The sequence below is a fragment of the Acidobacteriota bacterium genome (genome assembly GCA_016208495.1).
Taxonomy (GTDB): Bacteria; Acidobacteriota; Blastocatellia; order Chloracidobacteriales; family Chloracidobacteriaceae; genus JACQXX01.
Map to the genome: position 1 here is coordinate 1 of JACQXX010000055.1, position 17750 is coordinate 17750.

The following is a 17750-nucleotide window of genomic DNA, read 5'->3' on the forward strand; positions in this document are numbered from 1 at the left end:
ACCCTGAACCCTGAACCCTGAACCCTGAACCCTGAACCCTGAACCCTGAACCCTGAACCCTGAACCCTGAACCCTGAACCCTGAACCCTGAACCCTGAACCCTGAACCCTGACCTTTGTTCTCATTCGTTCCCTGGTCAACACCAACTTTCTTCGATTCAACTGTCAAAAAAGGACCTGAATCCATCTGTGCGTTGACTCAACTTCGCTTTTTTGTTATTCAAAGCGCGTCTTCTTATTTTCTCAGCCCGGGAAAACTTCAAAAATTCCACAACCGGAATTCCTTAAAGCGGCAGACCACCACACGAAACACCTTTGGCACCAGGGGTGTTGACTGAATTGTCCCTCCTTAGCCTTTGTGTCTGCCTATTTTGGAGAAACGATCTTATGATGACTGTGAATCCAGCAGCATCCCGCCGATCTCACGCCCTGCGCTTCATTACCTGGTTTTTTATTCTTACTTGTTTGGGAATCGCCGGCTTTGGTTGGCGGGCTTCTTCGGCTTCGTCGCCTGTGCCACGCCAGGATGCCGATACTCAGCCGCCGACGGTTGTGCTGCGGTCTCCGGTGGATGGCGAAGTTATTCGCTCCGGGCTCATTTTCACAGTCGTGTGGCAGTCAACCGATAATGTCCGGGTTGATCAGCAAAATATTTCCTTTTCATCGGATGACGGATTGACCTTTGACCTCTCGATTGCCGCAAACCTGGATGGGACCGTCACTCAGTTTGAATGGCGTGTCCCCTCGACCCTGCGCACCACGCGTGGGCGGGTTCGGGTTGAAGCCGTTGACGGTGCCGGAAATCGCGGCAATGCCACCAGCGGGCGGGTGAGCGTGACGGGGTCGAGCGATCAACTACCGCCTTCGGTGGCGATTATTTCGCCTGACGGCGCCGACCCGTCCAAGTCAATTTTCCCCAATGATGGCAAGGCCAATGATGCACCCAGCGTGAGCAAGCCGATCAAAATTGAATGGACTGCCGTGGACGAAACGGCACTGGCCAGCTTTGATATTGCCGCCACCCTGGTGCCTAAAACCGGACAAACCACCACCTTCCCGCTGGTGATTGCAACTGGTCTGGCTGGTGACCGCCGGTCGTTTGACTGGATTCCGGGGCCGACCGTGGTTTCCGAAACCGTTTCGTTGCGCATTACGGCTCGTGATACCTCAGGCAATACAGGTGAATCCATTACCCGCACCCCGTTTGCCATCCGTAACCGGCCAATTATCAAAGCCTTAGAGTATTTTTGCTCGACGGTGTTTATTTACGGCGACAATTTTACTTCGCGGACGCTGGTCAACCTCAACAACAAAAATCTCTCGCCATTTAAAGACTTGATTGAGTTACAGCCGACACCGACGCCGGGTGACCCGCGTGGTTCACAGGTGCTTCGGGTAAAAGCGAAAAAGCAGCGCGGGAAGCGAGGCCGGTTTGATGACGCGATTGGGGCACCCAACACCGTTTTTGTGAGTGATATTGGGATTTTTTCGGCTCCGTTTTCCACGGTGGGTGATGGCCCCAGACCGCCGCGTATCCAGTTTAAAACCCCGGCTGGGGACTCGCTGTTCAAGTCAGGCGACGAAATCAACATTTCCTGGGAAGTTATCAACGATGATAAATGCCCGATCCAGCAGCAGGAACTTTCCTTTGCCCAGGGCAACCGAGGATTTGATATAGAGTGCGGTTTGACTGATCCAAACCGACGTGACCTGCAAATTGCAGTCCTCGATGGCTCAGTCCGGAGCTTTACCTGGAAAGTGCCTCAGTTCTTCCCTGGATTTGGCCGACTAAAGTTAAAGGCGACCAGTGTTGAAGGAACTGGCGAAGCGATTATTGGCACAGGAAACCCACTCAATGAGCCAAGTCGGATTGACATTTCTGCTCCGATGGAAGGCGGTACTTTAGTTGCGGATAGGGAAAAAGAAGCCATGATTAGCTGGAGTTATGTTGGTCCTTGTCCAACCTCTGGATTTTCACTCTCTTTTATCCCAGATGGGAGGCTCCCAATTCGTTTTGCCGAGGTTATCGGAGAAACTTCCTTTTCAGGCACATTGGGGCAATTTATTAGCTTTGCAAGAGAGGGAGTCGTTGGTTCCATTGAAGTAAGGACGTTAGATGGGGATGTCGCTGGTGTTGTTCGAAGCATCAAATTTGTTGAGGCTACACCAGATGGTGGTGGAGACTCACTCATTAGCAACATCCAACTTCGTGTCCAGGGTTCAGACTGCGTTGGCGATAGTACCAACCTGGCCCTCAATGATACAGTGAACATTACCTGGATGGTTGGACAAGCCAATCAACAAATTGCCTCATTTGCCTTAACCTTCAACAACGTGCCAATTCAAGTTTCTTCAAATGGAGCTCAACCAGCAGCAACTTGGACCATTCCATCAACGCCGAACCTCTTAACATCCAATGGAGTGTTAAGAATTGAAGCGAGAGACCAGAACGGGACTGTACTTGGGCAAGGGACACGTTCTGGTCTCAACTTGAATTCTGTGGCTGTCAATGCAACCTCAAGCCCTTCCACGGTAGATAGTGGCGGAAAGGTTAGTGTTAGTGGGTGTGTTCGGGCGAAAATTGCCACTTTACCAAGAACGCTTGCAGTTCGGGTTTCATTCAGTTCAGGCTCAAGTCAATCACAAACCGTTTTGGGAAGTATTGTCAGTTTAAACTCACCCGCCTTTAATCTCGAACGGACTCTTCCAGAGGATGCCCCATCTGGACCAGGTTTTTTGATCGTTGAAATTCGGAATGTAGAGAATACTCAAAGCTTTGGATTCGATATTGTTCCAATCCAAATTAGATGATTCAGGTAAATTTCGTGGTTAGTTGGTGTGGTATGTCTCCATCCCTTTCCAACACCGTAACACTCGCGTAACCCACTTCGCCTAAGGTCACGCTCTTGTGCTTGAACGATCTTTCATATCTTCTCTTGACCAACCCTGGCCACGTTCTGTGGTTCGGGGTTGGTCAAAGCCGTCTCTGTGAAACCATGAACTATGAACGATGAATCATGAATTCTGTATCTGATTGAATATCAAATACTTAGCTGATTCGTCGTTTACAGGCCGTCATTCATACTCTGGCATATTCTCAATACTTTCTCGTCCACCACAGAGTGGAGTTTGAGGCAGAGTTTCGGTCGTGGGGCCGGACTTTGTCCTGGTCACAGATGAAGCGTGGCACCCATTCACCCGCGAAGTTGATTGGGAAACCTCGCTCATTGCTTTTGCCTGACGTATCTCAATTATGAAGGATGAGTTATGAATTATGAGATAGCTAAAACTATTTGGATCAAATAGATAGCCTCTTCATAATTCATAATTCATCCTTCATAATTCCTCATATCTCAATGCGGTGATGTCAGTTTGAACTCATCTTCTCAGCAGAAGCGGGATGTCTGGTAAGTCATGGGGAATCAACCTGACGAACTACTGACTACTGACTCTCAACTGGCCTAACCCATTGATTCTTTTTGTGTTTTTGTGAATTGTAGTAACTGGGAGGTACACATGTGGGAACTACTTAAACAAACCGGGACCCGAGTGGTCAGCGCCCTGGCGCTGACCCTGGTGGTCGTTGGTTGTATGACGACCGGTGCCTGGGCGCAGTCTCAGGCCAGTACCGGAAATATTTCAGGTCGGGTAGTTGACTCAACGGGAAGCGCCATTGCCGGCGCCACCATCAAAGTCACCAACACCCAGACTGGACTCGAACAGACCGCAACAACGAACGAAGACGGCCTGTATCGGTTGGTGTTGCTGCCAACTGGGACCTACACCGTGACGGCGGAAGCCAGCGGCTTTGCGGCAGTGACGGCGGAAGGTGTGGTCGTGGTGGTCGGACGTCAAGCGGACGTGCCTTTGACCCTTGGCGCGCAAGGTGCCAGCGAAGTCATCACGGTTTCAGCCGGTGCGATTCAGGTTCAAACCAGCCGCAGCGAAGCTGACGCGGTGCAGAACGAAATCGCGATTCAGAATCTGCCGATTCTGGGCCGCCGGTTTCAGGATTTCGTGACGCTGACTCCTTCAGCCCAGGTTGATTCTCAGCGCGGTCAGATTTCACTGGCCGGCCAGCGCGGGATCAATGCCAACATCGCCATTGACGGGGCCGACAACAACAACCCGTTTTTTGGTGGGTTGCGCGGCGGTGAACGTTCAAACTCAGCCTTTACCATTCCGCAGGAATCCATCAAGGAATTCCAGGTGGTGGCGGCGGGCTACTCAGCCGAATTCGGTCGTTCAACCGGCGGTCTGGTCAATGCTGTGACCAAATCAGGAACGAACGAATACCACGGCACGGCCTTTTACCTGTTGCGCCATAAAGAACTGGCCCGGTCCAATGAGTTCTTTGACACCATCAGGGTCGGGAATCCAACCAACCCGCGCGATGATATCGCCTTTGATTCAGTCCCGACCCTGCAGCAGTGGGGTGGTTCATTTGGTGGACCGATCATTCAAAACAAGGCGTTCTTCTTTGGGTCATATGAACAACAGCGGTTGCGCCAGCCACGGCGGGTGCTCTTCCCGCTGTTGCAGAACTTCATTCCGAATGCCAGCACCCAGGCCGGGTTTGATTTCTTTAAATCGCAGGAAGGCGCATTCCAGCAAACCAATGATGCGATTGCTCTTCTGGGGCGGTTTGACTATGAAGTCAACTCAAGCCATCGCTTCAATGTGCGCTATAACTACAGCAACAATGATGCGCAAAACGCCATTGCCACCGGTGAAGCGTTGTTGCCAAACACCAACCGGGCGCTGACCAGCAACGGAACGGAAGGTGACCGGATCAACACCGTCGCCGGGCAGTTGACGAGCTTCTTGAACCCGACACTGGTCAACGAAATGCGGGCTCAGTACTCACGTGAGCGCCGGCCACGTATTGGTAATGCTGAAATTCCAAGCTTTGACGTCGCAATTGGCAGCTTTGGCACCCGCAGCTTTGTTCCGACGACCCAGTTTGACTGGCGGTTTCAGCTCGCCGACAGCCTGACCTGGTCCAAAGGCAACCACACCTTCAAATTCGGTGGTGAATACAACCACACGTTTGTGGATCAGGATTTCGGCTTCAACCGGTTTGGGGTGTTTGGTTCACGAACCTCAGACGTGACGTTGTTGCTGCAAACGATTTCGGGTGGCACGCCATCCGGCAACCGGTTTGACACCAGCAACGACCAGTACCGCATCCAGATTGGAAACGGTCTGGTGAATTTCAGCACCAATGAAGTCGCCTTCTTTGGTCAGGATTCGTGGAAGATTCGGCCCAACTTCACGCTGAACTATGGATTGCGGTGGGAAGGTCAATTTAACCCAACCCCGTTTGCCGACAATACAGCGCTGATCAAGAAGGTGCAAAACATCCAGTTCCCACTCGGAAGCTTTGATCCGACCAAGATTCCGGATGCCACCAATCAGTGGGCGCCGCGCCTGGGCTTTGCCTGGGATCCATTCAATGACGGCAAATCGGTGATTCGGGCCTTCGGCGGTATTTATTATGCCCGGACTCCAGCGCTCTTGCTGGCGTCACCAATGAACAACTTCCGCGCCCAACCCGGTGACGTTTCCCTGTTGTTCCCGTTGTTTGTTGCTGGGAATCCCAACAACACGGTGTATAAGCAGTTTAAATTGATCGGGATTGACCTCAACAACTTCCCGCTTGATGGCCTGCCGCGTCTGACACCAGAGCAGGCACAGCAAATTGCGACCGCCCTTGGATTGGCGGTTGATCCAACCCGTGGTGCGAGCGTCATTGGGGTGTCGCCAAACTTTGAAAACCCACGTGCCTATCAGGCAGGTATCGGTTTTGAACGTGAAGTGGCCCAGGGCGTTACGTTCGGTGCTGACTTCCAGTATGTCAATACCGTCCATTTAGAGCGCAATGCCGACTTGAACATTCCGGCGCCAACCGTCCGTCCCAGCTCGGTTGATCCGGCCTTGCGTCCGTTCTATGACCTGCGCAACCGGCCACGCCCGGAACCAACCCTCAATCAAATTCAAATCCGCGATTCGTCAGCCCGGTCACTGTATCGTGCGTTGACGTTGAGCTCCAAAGTTCAGCGCAAGTGGGGACAGGTCAACCTGTTCTACACGTTGAGCTTTAACTACTCGGATGACGACAACGAACGCAGCGCCGGCGGTGTGACCTATGCCGATAGCTTCAATCTGCAACCGGAATACAACTACAACGAGTTGGATCGCCGGCATCAGTTTGTGGCCAACCCGGTGATCTTCCTGCCGTTCGGCTTTGATGTGGCCAGCGCCGTGCGCCTCCAGTCCGGTACGCCGTTTGATGCGACTGCCGGAACGGACCTCAACGGTGACCTGGTCAATAACGACCGTCCATACAGCGGACCAAATCAGCCATTCCTTCGAAACCAGTTCCGCAACCTGCGCCGGTACAACGTTGACCTGCGGGTCCAGAAGCACATCACTTTCCTGGAAACCCACAAGTTGACGTTCTCGGTTGAATTCTTCAACCTGTTTAATGCCATGAACTTGCAGTATGCCGGAGTCCAACGGCAGTTCTGCTCAGGCACCATCGGCAACGACTGCGGGTTCCGCGGACCAACCAACCTCAACTTCATGCAAGTGCGCGATCAAATCCCAACCTCACCAACGCTGGGTCGTTTGTTGACCGGGAACACCGTGTCAACTCCGTTCCAGATGCAGTTGGGCCTCCGCTATCAGTTCTAATTTGAATGTTTTCCTTATCGGGGGAAATATCAAATTGTGCGTGAATGACACAAGAGCGTCGTTTCCGGGGAACCAGAAGCGGCGCTCTTTTCTTTGCTTGCCGCAACTTCAAAAAAAGAAAGAAAAACGGATGAAAAACCTACTGGTTGTTTTGTGTCTCTGTCTTGGTCTGGTCCCGGTATGTGCCCAACAAATTCTTCCCAATCCCAAACCCTGGTTGCGATCAGGCCCAATGCTCGGCTATAGCGAATTAACGGAAACCGTCATCTGGCTGCAAACCATCCGGTCTGCCCGGGTTCAGATTCGGTTTTGGAAGCAGGGCCAGCCGGCTTCCTCACGGATGACTTCGGAAATCGAAACGACAGCGGCTGGTGACCATATTGCCCGATTTGTGATTTCTCAACTCGAATTTGGCACCAAATATGACTATGAAGTGTATTTAGATGGGTTGCGGGTGGATTTGCTCTATCAGACAACCTTCCAGACTCAGCGGATGTGGAAATGGCGAGGCGACCCGCCAGCCGTTCGGATTGCCATGGGGTCCTGTGCCTATATCAACGACCCGCCCTATGACCGCCCCGGCCAGGAATATGGCCGCAAAGTCCAAATTTTCACCAGTATCGCCGCCCTCCACCCGGATGCCATGCTCTGGCTTGGGGACAATACCTATTACCGTGAAGGCGACTGGGCAACTGAAGGCGGCATGCGATATCGGTATGCCCACACGCGGGCCACGGCGGAAATGCAACCGCTGCTGGCCTCAACCCATAATTATGCGATCTGGGATGACCACGATTATGGGTCAAACGATGGGGACCGGAATTTTCGTGGGAAGGCGGTGTCATTGCAGATCTTTAAGGACTACTGGGCTAATCAAGCCTATGGGACACCCGAAACCCCTGGGGTCTTCAGCCGGTTTGAGTTTTCAGATATTGATTTTTTCTTTCTCGATGATCGCTATTACCGGGCGCCAAATAACTTTCCGGAAGGCCCTGACCAGGTCATGTTTGGTGATGCCCAGATGAAATGGCTGATGGACGGGCTGACATCAAGCGAAGCCACGTTCAAGGTGATCGTCGGAGGCAACCAGATGATGAACAACCCAACCCAGTTTGAGTCATTTAGCAAATACCCACAGGAAATGAACGGGTTCTTTGATTTCCTGCGCCGCGCCAAAATCAAAGGGGTTTTATTTATCTCTGGGGATCGTCACCATACTGAACTGATCAAACGGGTCGAACCCGGCCTCTATCCACTCTATGACCTGACGGCCAGTCCGCTGACCTCTGGGAGCGGTCCGCATCCAGGTGAAGAAAATAACCCGCTTCGGGTGCCTGGAACCTGGGTTACTGAGCAGCAGAATTTCAGTGTGATGGAAGTGACCGGGACGAAAGATGAGCGCGTTATGACGCTCAGGACACTTGACACCGAAGGAAAAGAGTTATGGAAATACACCATTTCAGCGGCTGAACTGGTTTTTCCACCTGATCCACCTCAGGGACACCGGAACACAAAGGACAAAAGGACAAAAAATTGAAAATTTTGAGCTTCAATCTCTGAGTCTTCACCCCTGAGCTCTGAGTTTTGACGGCTATTAAATCCAATTTTCTGGAAACAAACCGATGCTAGTGGAAGAGATTTCCACAGTGTCGGTTTCTTTTTTTTCAGAAAAATAGGAAAACAGCAAGTCATTGGAAAATTTGGATTTTTTATTCAGATTTTTGGAAGATTTCCGGAAAGTGATTCATTTGAATAACTTCAAAAAACTGTCTTGGGAATTCTAAGTATTGAATTCAAAAGCCCTCCCTTCAAAGTCGGAAAGACTGGTTGGAACTGGCACGGGAGTTGCCGCTTTCAACGGGATATCTATGGCCAACAACCAATCCGGTTCTCATCGGTCATATCTCAAAGCGAACTGAACACAAAAAAAACTGTCGAAACACCTCACACTTGAAGGGAGAAGTTTATGAATCCGACGAATCTGACACGCAGGTGTCTGAGTGTGTTTGTGCTGGTGAGTACGCTGCTTTGTTTACCAGTCCTGTTGGGAACAAGCTTTGCGGCTTCAGCGCAGACCACTGCAGGCCGCCTGGTGGTAACCGTCAAGGATCCAACTGACGCGGTTGTCGCCGGTGCGACAGTAACTGCCACCAATGAAGGGACAACACAATCGATCACCGTCACGACCAATGAAAAGGGCGTGGCGATTTTCCCGCAGTTGCTGGTTGCAACCTACACCGTGGTTGCTGAAGCAGAAGGATTCCAAAAGACGCAGACGGAAGGTCTGAAAATTGACGTCGGTCAGGAATATGGCGCCGTGTTGGTGCTCCAGCCTGGCGTCGCCGAAAACATCATCACCGTGACAGCGGGTGAAGCGCTGGTGCAGACCACCAACGCCGAACTGGCTTCAACCGTGAACCAGAAGCAAGTGCAGGAACTGCCGCTTGATGGTCGTAACCCGCTGGCGTTGATCCAGTTGCAGGCTGGTGTGAACCAGTCCGGGAACACCACAACCGTCATCAATGGCTTCCGTACATCAACCTCAACCCTGACCCAGGATGGGATCAACATTCAGGACAACTTCATCCGCGCGAATGCGTTGGACTTCTCGCCCAACCGGACGAGCGTTGCCCAGACGGCTGAATTCACCGTCATCACCCAGAACCCGGACGCCTCAGTCGCCGGTTCATCTTCGGTGCGTGGCGTGACCCCGTCAGGGACGAACGAACTCCACGGTTCGGTGTTTGAATACCACCGCAACGATGCTGTGGGCGCCAACACCTTCTTCAACAATGCCAACAAGGTTGAACGGCCAAAATTGATCCGGAATCAGTTTGGGTTCACGCTCAGCGGACCAGTCGTGATTCCAAAAGTCGTCAACGGCAAAGACAAACTGTTTTTCTTTGGTTTTTATGAAGGCTTCCGTGAACGCGCCGGGAACCCCAGCCTGATCACGACCTTGTTGCCCAATGCCCGCCAGGGTGTGTTTACCTATCGTGACAACCAGGGCCAGCAGCGCACGATCAACGTGCTCGGATTGCGCGACCTGTCAGCCGATCCATTTATGCAGAACATCATCTCCCGCCTGCCTGGTGCCAATACCATTGAAGGTGGAGATGGACTCAACACGGCTGGGTTCCGTCTGAATCAGTCAGACTTCCGGAATCGCAACGTGGGCGGCGGACGTGTTGATTACAGCATCAACGCCAGTCATCGTCTGGAAGGTATCTATAACTACACCAATGAAAAAGATGCCCGGACCGACATTGACAGCATCAACCAGATTCCAAAAGCCAGCACTGATTCAAATGTGAATTTTGCGGTTGGGGCGTGGAACTGGCAGGTCAACAACAACCTCAATAACGAAGTCCGCATCGGCGGCAACCGAAGCGCGGTGAACTTCAACACGAGCGAAGATCCATTTGATTTCTTCACGGTGTCAAACCTGTTTACGGATCCGATTGTTCAGTTCCAGCCACAGGGCCGGACCACCACCGTGCTCAGCTTTATTGATAACGCCGCTTTTACCAAAGGCGACCACTTCATCCGTTTTGGTGGTCAGTTTGACCGGACGCGCGTGCGATCCTTCAACTTTGGCGGTGTCACTCCAACCTTTGGGTTGGGTTTTAGCGCCAATGCTGAAATTGATGCCTTGACCTCACGCGATTTCCCAGGTGGGATTGATGCGTTCCAGTTGTCAATCGCCAATGGGTTGCTGGCTGACGTGGCTGGGGTGCTGGCCAATTCTGCCCGGACCTTTAACGTGTCGTCACAGAACTCAGGGTTTGTGCCTGGTGCGGGCGAAGTCCGCAACTTCCAAACCCGCTCCTATGCGTCCTATGTGACCGATTCATGGCGTGTTCACCCTCGCCTGACAGTCAATGCCGGTCTGCGATATGACTACTACACACCGCTCCGCGAAGAAAACAACCTGGCCCTGTTGCCGGTGACCAATGGACGGGGTGCGATTGAAACGGTGCTCGATCCAAACGGCACCTATGATTTCGTGGATGGATTTTACAGCAGCCCGGACCGCAACAACTTTGCACCGAGCGTGAGCGTCGCCTGGGATATCCCAGGGTTGGGCCGTCAGACGGTGCTGCGTGGCGGTTACTCACTGACCTATGTCAACGACGAAATCATCCGTGCGGCTGACAACGCCGCCAGTGGAAACGATGGTTTGCAGGCTGGGGTCAGCAATACCGCAATCTTTGGATTTGTGAACCGAGATGCTTCAAACTTGATCGGTTCATCCCTGGCCACCCCTGAATTTAAAGTCCCACGTAGCTACCTGGACAACTTCAATCTGGATCCAGCTTCGGCTGCGTTTTTGGTGGATCCAGAACTGGTGACCCCATACTACCATCAGTGGAACGTCAGCCTGGAACGTGAACTCAGTTCCAACATGAGCCTGGCGATTCGTTATGTTGGCAACCGCTCGGACAATCTGGTGCGCGGGATTGACTATAACCAGCTTGATGTCCGCTCCAACGGCTTTGCCGCAGACGTGCTGCGGGCACGCAGCAATGGCTTCCTGGCATTGGCCCAAACCGGTCGGTTTGATCCCCGGTTTAACCCGAACATCGCGGGCAGCCAGCAACTGCTGGTGTTCCCGAACCTGACGGCTGGTGGCTTGCTGACCAACACCGGTACGATTCAGCCGCTGATTCAGCGTGGTGAAGCCGGTACGCTGGCTCAGGTCTACTTTCTCAATGGATTGAATGGTTCAGTTCAATTCACGCCAAACCCGAACATTTTTGTGGCCGACGTGCTGCAAAATGATGGGTTCTCAAACTATCACTCACTGCAAATCGAATTCCGCCGCCGCTTCTCACAGGGACTCCAGGTCCAGGCCAACTATGCCTGGGGCAAATCCTTGACGGATGTTGCGACGTCACCATCAGGCGGAAACGACAACCAGACCCGCTTTAGTCCATTTCTTGACAATGCACAGCCACAGTTGGAACGGTCACGGGCTGATTTTGATATTCCGCACACCTTCAAGACCAACTTCCTGTATGAATTGCCGTTTGGCCCAGGGAAGAAATTCAACCCAGGAAACCGCATTCTGCGGAAATTTGTCGAAGGCTTCCAGGTGACCTCAATCATCACCTATCAATCAGGAAACAACCTGTCATTCCTGTCAGGTCGTGGAACGCTCAACCGTGGTGGCCGCTCTGGCACCAACAACACGGCTGACACTTCACTCACCAACGATCAACTCAAAGACCTGCTGGGCGTTTTCCAGAATGAACGCGGGATCTTCTTCATCAACCCATCCGTGATTGGTCGTGATGGTCGGGCGGTGGCGGCGGATGGAACTTCTCCATTTGCCGGTCAGGTGTTCTTCAATCCAAATGCGGGTTCAGTGGGCTCCCTCGAACGGTTGGCCTTTAATGGTCCAAGCCAGTTCTTTTGGGATTTCAGCGTGATCAAGCGCACCAGCATCACTGAATCAACCAATGTTGAATTCCGAGCTGAATTCTTCAACGTGCTCAACCGGACCCAATTCTTCATTGGTAACCAGAACATCAACAGCACCAATTTTGGTCGCATCACCTCAACCTTTGACCCACGCGTGGTCCAGTTTGCGCTGAAGTTGAATTTCTAATTGTGAGAGTTCAGGGTGAAGGCCCCTTGAGCCGATTGCTCAAGGGGCCTGTGCCCTGATTCAACAATGGGACTACTGGAGAGGAAAAAAACCGAGAACATCAAAACAAAAATAACTTGTTGTCTCCAAAAAATGTGAAGCCCGTTGGTTTTCTCCAACGGGCTTTTTTTCTGCTCCTATGGAAAGGATGATCTTTCTTTTGGGTTGATTTCTGTTCACGGGATGCCAAGAATAGGCGGGTTCCGGGTTTTCAGAAGGGATGAGGGATGAGGGATGAGGGATGAAAAAAATCACCTTGTCACCTTGTCACCTTGTCATTTTGTCCGGGTTCCGGGTCTTCGATTTAGGTCCTTTTCGTCCTTTTCGTCCTTTTCGTCCTTTTCGTCCTTTTTGTCCTTTTCATTGTTTTCCCCAAACCCCGAACCCTGAACCCTGAACCCTCAATGGTATTATCCTATGAGTTCTCAAAAATACATTCTGGCACTTGATCAAGGCACAACCAGTTCCCGTGCGATTCTGTTTCATCAGCAAGGGCAACCGGTTGGAATATCACAGAGACCATTTGAGCAGATTTACCCAAAGCCGGGGTGGGTCGAGCACCATCCAGATGATATCTGGTCGTCCCAACTTGGAGCCGCCAGGGATTTGCTTCGTCACCATCATCTCACGGCAGCCGATATTGCTGCGATTGGGGTGACCAATCAGCGAGAAACAACAATTGTCTGGGATCGAAAAACGGGCCAGCCGATCCACAATGCGATTGTCTGGCAGTGCCGGCGCACGGCGGACCGATGCGACTCTCTCAGGCAAAGCCGCCACAGAGCACTGATTCAGGAAAAAACCGGGTTGATTGTGGACGCCTACTTTTCAGCCAGTAAACTTGAGTGGCTGCTTGATCACATTCCACAGGCCCGCCAACGAGCTGAAGCCGGAGACCTGCTCTTTGGCACGGTGGATAGCTGGTTGATCTGGAATTTGACCGGAGGCCGTGTTCATGCCACAGATGTTTCCAATGCCAGTCGGACGATGCTCTTCAATATTCACACGGCGCAGTGGGACGACGAGCTCCTCAATCTCTTCAATATTCCGCGTGCGATTTTACCTGCGGTGGTGCCTTCAAGCCTGGTGATTGGGGAAACTGACCCACAGCTCTTTGGTGGAGGAATCCCGATCTCTGGCGTTGCCGGTGACCAGCAAGCCGCTCTGTTTGGTCAGATTTGCACCCATCCTGGACTGGCCAAAAACACCTATGGCACTGGTTGTTTTATGTTGATGAACACCGGGACCCAGGCCGTGACGTCAAACCATTCACTGCTGACAACGGTTGCCTGGAAATTAGGTGAATCCGGGGAATTGAACTATGCCCTGGAAGGAAGCGTGTTTATTGCTGGTGCCGTGATGCAGTGGCTTCGGGATGGCCTGCAAATCATTGGAAATGCGGCTGAATCAGATGCGGTAGCTCAAACTGTGACTGATACCGGCGGCGTGTATTTTGTACCGGCGTTTGTTGGGTTGGGTGCGCCATACTGGGACCAGCAAGCGCGTGGGACAATTACCGGATTGACCCGTGGTACCACCCGTGCCCATCTGGTTCGTGCCGGGTTGGAATCAATTGCCTACCAGACCCGCGATGTGCTGGAAGCCATGTCAGCCGATGCGGGAATTTCTTTTGCCCAGCTTCGGGTTGATGGTGGTGCCGCGTCCAATGATTTCCTGATGCAGTTCCAGGCTGATATGCTCAACGTTCCGGTCATTCGTCCAAAATCAACCGAGACTACTGCGGCTGGTGCAGCTTATCTGGCTGGACTGGCGGTTGAATACTGGTCTGACCTTGGGGAATTGCATTCGCTCTGGGAGAAGGATCGAATGTTTGAACCTTCACTGGCGACTGACGCTCGCGAGACCGCTTATTCGGCCTGGAAACAGGCGGTTGCTCGAACCTTAACTGAAAAACAATAGCAGGAACGATGTATGTCTACTCAAACCAATGGATTGCGTGTGATCCACGCTGCCTGCCCTCACGACTGCCCTGACACCTGTGCCATTCAGGTGACCGTTGACGGTGAGCGGGCTACAAAAGTCGAAGCCAACCCGGATCATAGTTTCACCAATGGATTTTTATGCGCCAAGGTCTCGAAATACCTGGAGCGCGTCTATCACCCGGAACGGGTGGCCTTCCCGATGCGTCGTGTCGGGAAGAAAGGCGAAGGAAAATTTGAGCGGATTTCGTGGGACCAGGCCCTGACGGAAATTACCAGCCGTTGGAAAAACCTGATTGCCGAATATGGGCCACAATCAATTTTGCCGTACAGCTATGCTGGAACGATGGGGCTGGTCCAGAGCCAGGGAATGGACCGCCGGTTCTTTCATCGGATGGGGGCCTCGCTCCTGGATCGAACCATTTGCGCGACTGCTGGTTCGGTTGGATATCGGGCCACCAATGGCATCACGATGGGAACTGACCCGGAGAGTTTTTCACAGGCCAAATTGATTCTGATTTGGGGCAGCAACACCCTGACCTCGAATGTCCATCTCTGGCCGCAGATTCTGAAGGCTTCCAAAAATGGAGCGCGGGTTGTCACGATTGACCCTTACAAAACCCGCACGGCAGCCGCTTCAACCGAACATCTGGCAATTATGCCGGGAACAGACGCCGCCCTGGCGCTTGGAATGATGAACGTTATCATCGCCGAGGGCCTGGAAGACCGTGAGTATGTTGAAAAGTACACGCTGGGGTTTGAACAACTCAAAGCCCGTGCTCAAGAGTATCCGCCTTCAAAAGTCGCCGAAATCACCGGATTGCTGGAAGAGACGATTGTCCGCCTGGCCCGCGAATACGCCACCACGCGACCAGCAGCTATCCGGGTGAATTATGGCCTTCAGCGTCATTATGGTGGTGGAATGGCGATGCGAACGATTACCTGTCTTCCGGCCCTGGTTGGAGCCTGGCGTGATGTCGGCGGCGGGATTTTACTCAGTACGTCTGGAACGTTTCCGCTCAATTATCCGGCGCTTGAACGGCCTGACCTGATTCCGCCGGGAACACGCATGATCAATATGAGTCGGTTGGGCGAAGCACTGACCAACCGGGATGAATTTGGTCAGCCAGCCGGGTTTGACCCGCCGGTGAAGTCGGTTTATGTCTATAATTCGAACCCGGCAGCGGTGGCCCCTGATCAGGGGCAGGTGTTTGAAGGCTTCCGGCGGGAAGATCTGTTCACCGTGGTTCACGAGCAATTTTTCACCGACACCACTGACTTTGCCGATATTGTGCTACCCGCCACCACACAGTTAGAGCACTTTGACATTCACAAAGCCTATGGTCACCTGTACTTAATGATCAACGAGCCAGCGATTCCCGCCTATGCCGAAGCCCGGTGCAATTCAGATGTGTTTCGCGAACTGGCGACCCGGATGGGGTACACTGACGACTGTCTCCAGGAATCCGATGAACAACTGGCCGCACAGGTCATCACCTCCGACCATCCATTTCTGGAAGGTATTACCCTGGAACGACTGCGCCGCGAAGGTTTTGTGCGATTAAACATCCCCCAGCCGTTTTTGCCGTTTGCCAAAGGTGGGTTCCACACGCCCTCTGGAAAATGCGAATTTTATTCCGAAAGCCTTGAACGCCAGGGACATGATCCGTTGCCATCCTACACGCCGCCACGTGAAGATCGGTTGAGCAACCCGGTTTTGGCCGAACGCTTTCCGCTGGCACTGATTTCGCCTCCCGCCCATAACTTCTTGAACTCGACGTTTGTAAACCAGGAGTCGCTCAAGCGGGTTGAAAAAGAGCCCGTGGTCGAAATTCACCCGTGGGATGCCAGACTCCGCCAGATTGAGACCGGGATGATGGTCAAGGTCTTTAATGATCGGGGCGAGTTTCGCGTCCGGGTCAAGGTTACAGAGCGCACCCGACCGGGTGTGGCGATGGCGCCTGGTGTCTGGTGGGCCAAATTCAGCCCAGATGCCCGCAATGTCAATTACACGACCTCTCAGGCGGTGACTGACATGGGTGAAGGTGCGACGTTTTATGACAATCTGGTTGAAGTTGCAGTGCTTGATTAGGAGCCTCATTTTTCACCACAGAGGATCACAGAGGATCACAGAGAAATTCAAAAAATGGCGTTGTCCTTCTGCGTCCTCTGTGGTGAAGTTCTGATTGCCTACAAAAGCAAAGAACACTTGTGTATGAAGCAATTAATACTCGGAATTCTGCTCACTTTGCTACCTGGGATCACTGGGGTGTTATCGGCTGGGCAATTGCAATATAAGGTCTATCACAACGCCCGCTTTGACTATTCGATTTCATATCCAGCAAAAATCTTGTTTCCACAGGGCGAAGCCACCAATGGCGACGGTCAGCGGTTTCTTTCAAAAGATGGGAAGGCGGAATTGATCGTCTATGGTAGCCACAACGCGCTTGACCAGACGCTCACGGACGTTTTTCTTGACGAGCAGCGCCGGACCGAAGCACATCCGCACCGCACAGTAACCTATAAACTGTTGAAAACTGACTGGTTCGTGGTTTCTGGTTTTGAAGATGAAACCATTTTTTACCAAAAAACCATGCTCAAACGTGGTATCTTCAAAACTTTTCGGATCACGTATCCCAAAACCCAAAAAAGCACCTTTGACCCCATCACGACTGTGATTGCGAAATCATTTCGAGGATGAGAAAACCGGGGCTGGGACCTGGAGCTGAGGGTTGGAAATTACAATCCTCAGAAAACCCTGAACCCCATAAGCGCCAGGATAAGAAACCTTGTGTCCTTTCCGTTGGTATTGAATGACGCTCTTGTCGGGCTTGGGTTTCGTCCTGGCTGTGACCGTGGGCTTCGCACCACGGCTATTAAACGACGACCCTTCGGGCCTAAAACCCCTTATCCTGGCGCGTATGCCCCTGACCCCTGACCCCTGACCCCTGAAAAGAGGAATCCCCGTCAATGTCCACACCTAAAAAAACTCCTCACCCGCATTTTGATGATCGTGGAGCGCTGAGCTGGCACACCAAACTGGCTGATGCCCTGGCGGAAGCCAAAGAAACTGGAAAGTTTGTGTTTATTGAGTTTGGCCGCTTTGCCTGTGGCAGTTGTTTTGCCCTGGTTGAAACAGTGCTTCCTCAGCCACCAATTGCGGCGGTGCTCAATGAACACTTTGTCTGTGTGGCGTCAGATTGTGACCATCCCGAGCCGGAAGTGATGCACATTGGACGGCAGCACATGCCGCACGCCCGGTCGCTCCCGTTTGTGCTCTATCTGGATTCAACCGGGAATTTTCTCTATGGCACCACAGGTGGTCGTTCAGCCGAAGCCTTCAAAGCCGATCTCGATCACGTGTTGCAGAAAAAGAATTGAAAATCCTCGGGCTCAGGGCTTGGGGCAGAAGAAATTGGGCAGAAGACTTCGGCTCAGGGTATTGAACCCAGTTTCTTCAGCCCC

Annotated in this window: 8 protein-coding genes; all 8 read left to right on the forward strand. The window is 52.4% G+C overall.

What is annotated here, in order from left to right; genetic code table 11:
- Positions 1 to 386: 386 nt before the first annotated feature.
- The 8 genes from HY774_09360 (at position 387) to HY774_09395 (ending at position 17666) form a co-directional block, all read left to right on the forward strand.
- Positions 387 to 2810, forward strand: coding sequence for a hypothetical protein (locus HY774_09360; GenBank protein ID MBI4748687.1), 2424 nt, complete (start codon positions 387 to 389; stop codon positions 2808 to 2810).
- Between the two features lie 705 nt (positions 2811 to 3515).
- Positions 3516 to 6695 carry a TonB-dependent receptor gene (locus tag HY774_09365; GenBank protein MBI4748688.1) on the forward strand — a complete coding sequence of 1060 codons (3180 nt, stop codon included), beginning with the start codon at positions 3516 to 3518 and terminating at the stop codon, positions 6693 to 6695.
- Positions 6696 to 6825: 130 nt separating this feature from the next.
- Positions 6826 to 8232: an alkaline phosphatase family protein gene (locus tag HY774_09370; GenBank protein ID MBI4748689.1), complete on the forward strand. Its 1407-nt coding sequence runs from the start codon at positions 6826 to 6828 to the stop codon at positions 8230 to 8232.
- 429 nt (positions 8233 to 8661) lie between these two features.
- Positions 8662 to 12306: a TonB-dependent receptor gene (locus tag HY774_09375; protein ID MBI4748690.1), complete on the forward strand. Its 3645-nt coding sequence runs from the start codon at positions 8662 to 8664 to the stop codon at positions 12304 to 12306.
- Between the two features lie 456 nt (positions 12307 to 12762).
- Positions 12763 to 14265 carry a glycerol kinase GlpK gene (gene glpK, locus HY774_09380; GenBank protein MBI4748691.1) on the forward strand — a complete coding sequence of 501 codons (1503 nt, stop codon included), beginning with the start codon at positions 12763 to 12765 and terminating at the stop codon, positions 14263 to 14265.
- Between the two features lie 12 nt (positions 14266 to 14277).
- Positions 14278 to 16377, forward strand: a complete 2100-nt coding sequence (locus HY774_09385) for a molybdopterin oxidoreductase family protein (protein ID MBI4748692.1) — start codon at positions 14278 to 14280, stop codon at positions 16375 to 16377.
- A 123-nt stretch (positions 16378 to 16500) separates the two neighbouring features.
- Positions 16501 to 16986: a hypothetical protein gene (locus HY774_09390; protein ID MBI4748693.1), complete on the forward strand. Its 486-nt coding sequence runs from the start codon at positions 16501 to 16503 to the stop codon at positions 16984 to 16986.
- Between the two features lie 269 nt (positions 16987 to 17255).
- Positions 17256 to 17666, forward strand: a complete 411-nt coding sequence (locus HY774_09395) for a thioredoxin family protein (protein MBI4748694.1) — start codon at positions 17256 to 17258, stop codon at positions 17664 to 17666.
- Positions 17667 to 17750: the final 84 nt, after the last annotated feature.

Coding starts and splice junctions, on each gene's coding strand:
- HY774_09370 (MBI4748689.1), top strand. CDS start 6,826: ATGAAAAACCTACTGGTTGTTTTGTGTCTCTGTCTTGGTCTGGTCCCG.
- HY774_09395 (MBI4748694.1), top strand. CDS start 17,256: ATGTCCACACCTAAAAAAACTCCTCACCCGCATTTTGATGATCGTGGA.
- HY774_09365 (MBI4748688.1), top strand. CDS start 3,516: ATGTGGGAACTACTTAAACAAACCGGGACCCGAGTGGTCAGCGCCCTG.
- HY774_09360 (MBI4748687.1), top strand. CDS start 387: ATGATGACTGTGAATCCAGCAGCATCCCGCCGATCTCACGCCCTGCGC.
- glpK (MBI4748691.1), top strand. CDS start 12,763: ATGAGTTCTCAAAAATACATTCTGGCACTTGATCAAGGCACAACCAGT.
- HY774_09385 (MBI4748692.1), top strand. CDS start 14,278: ATGTCTACTCAAACCAATGGATTGCGTGTGATCCACGCTGCCTGCCCT.
- HY774_09390 (MBI4748693.1), top strand. CDS start 16,501: ATGAAGCAATTAATACTCGGAATTCTGCTCACTTTGCTACCTGGGATC.
- HY774_09375 (MBI4748690.1), top strand. CDS start 8,662: ATGAATCCGACGAATCTGACACGCAGGTGTCTGAGTGTGTTTGTGCTG.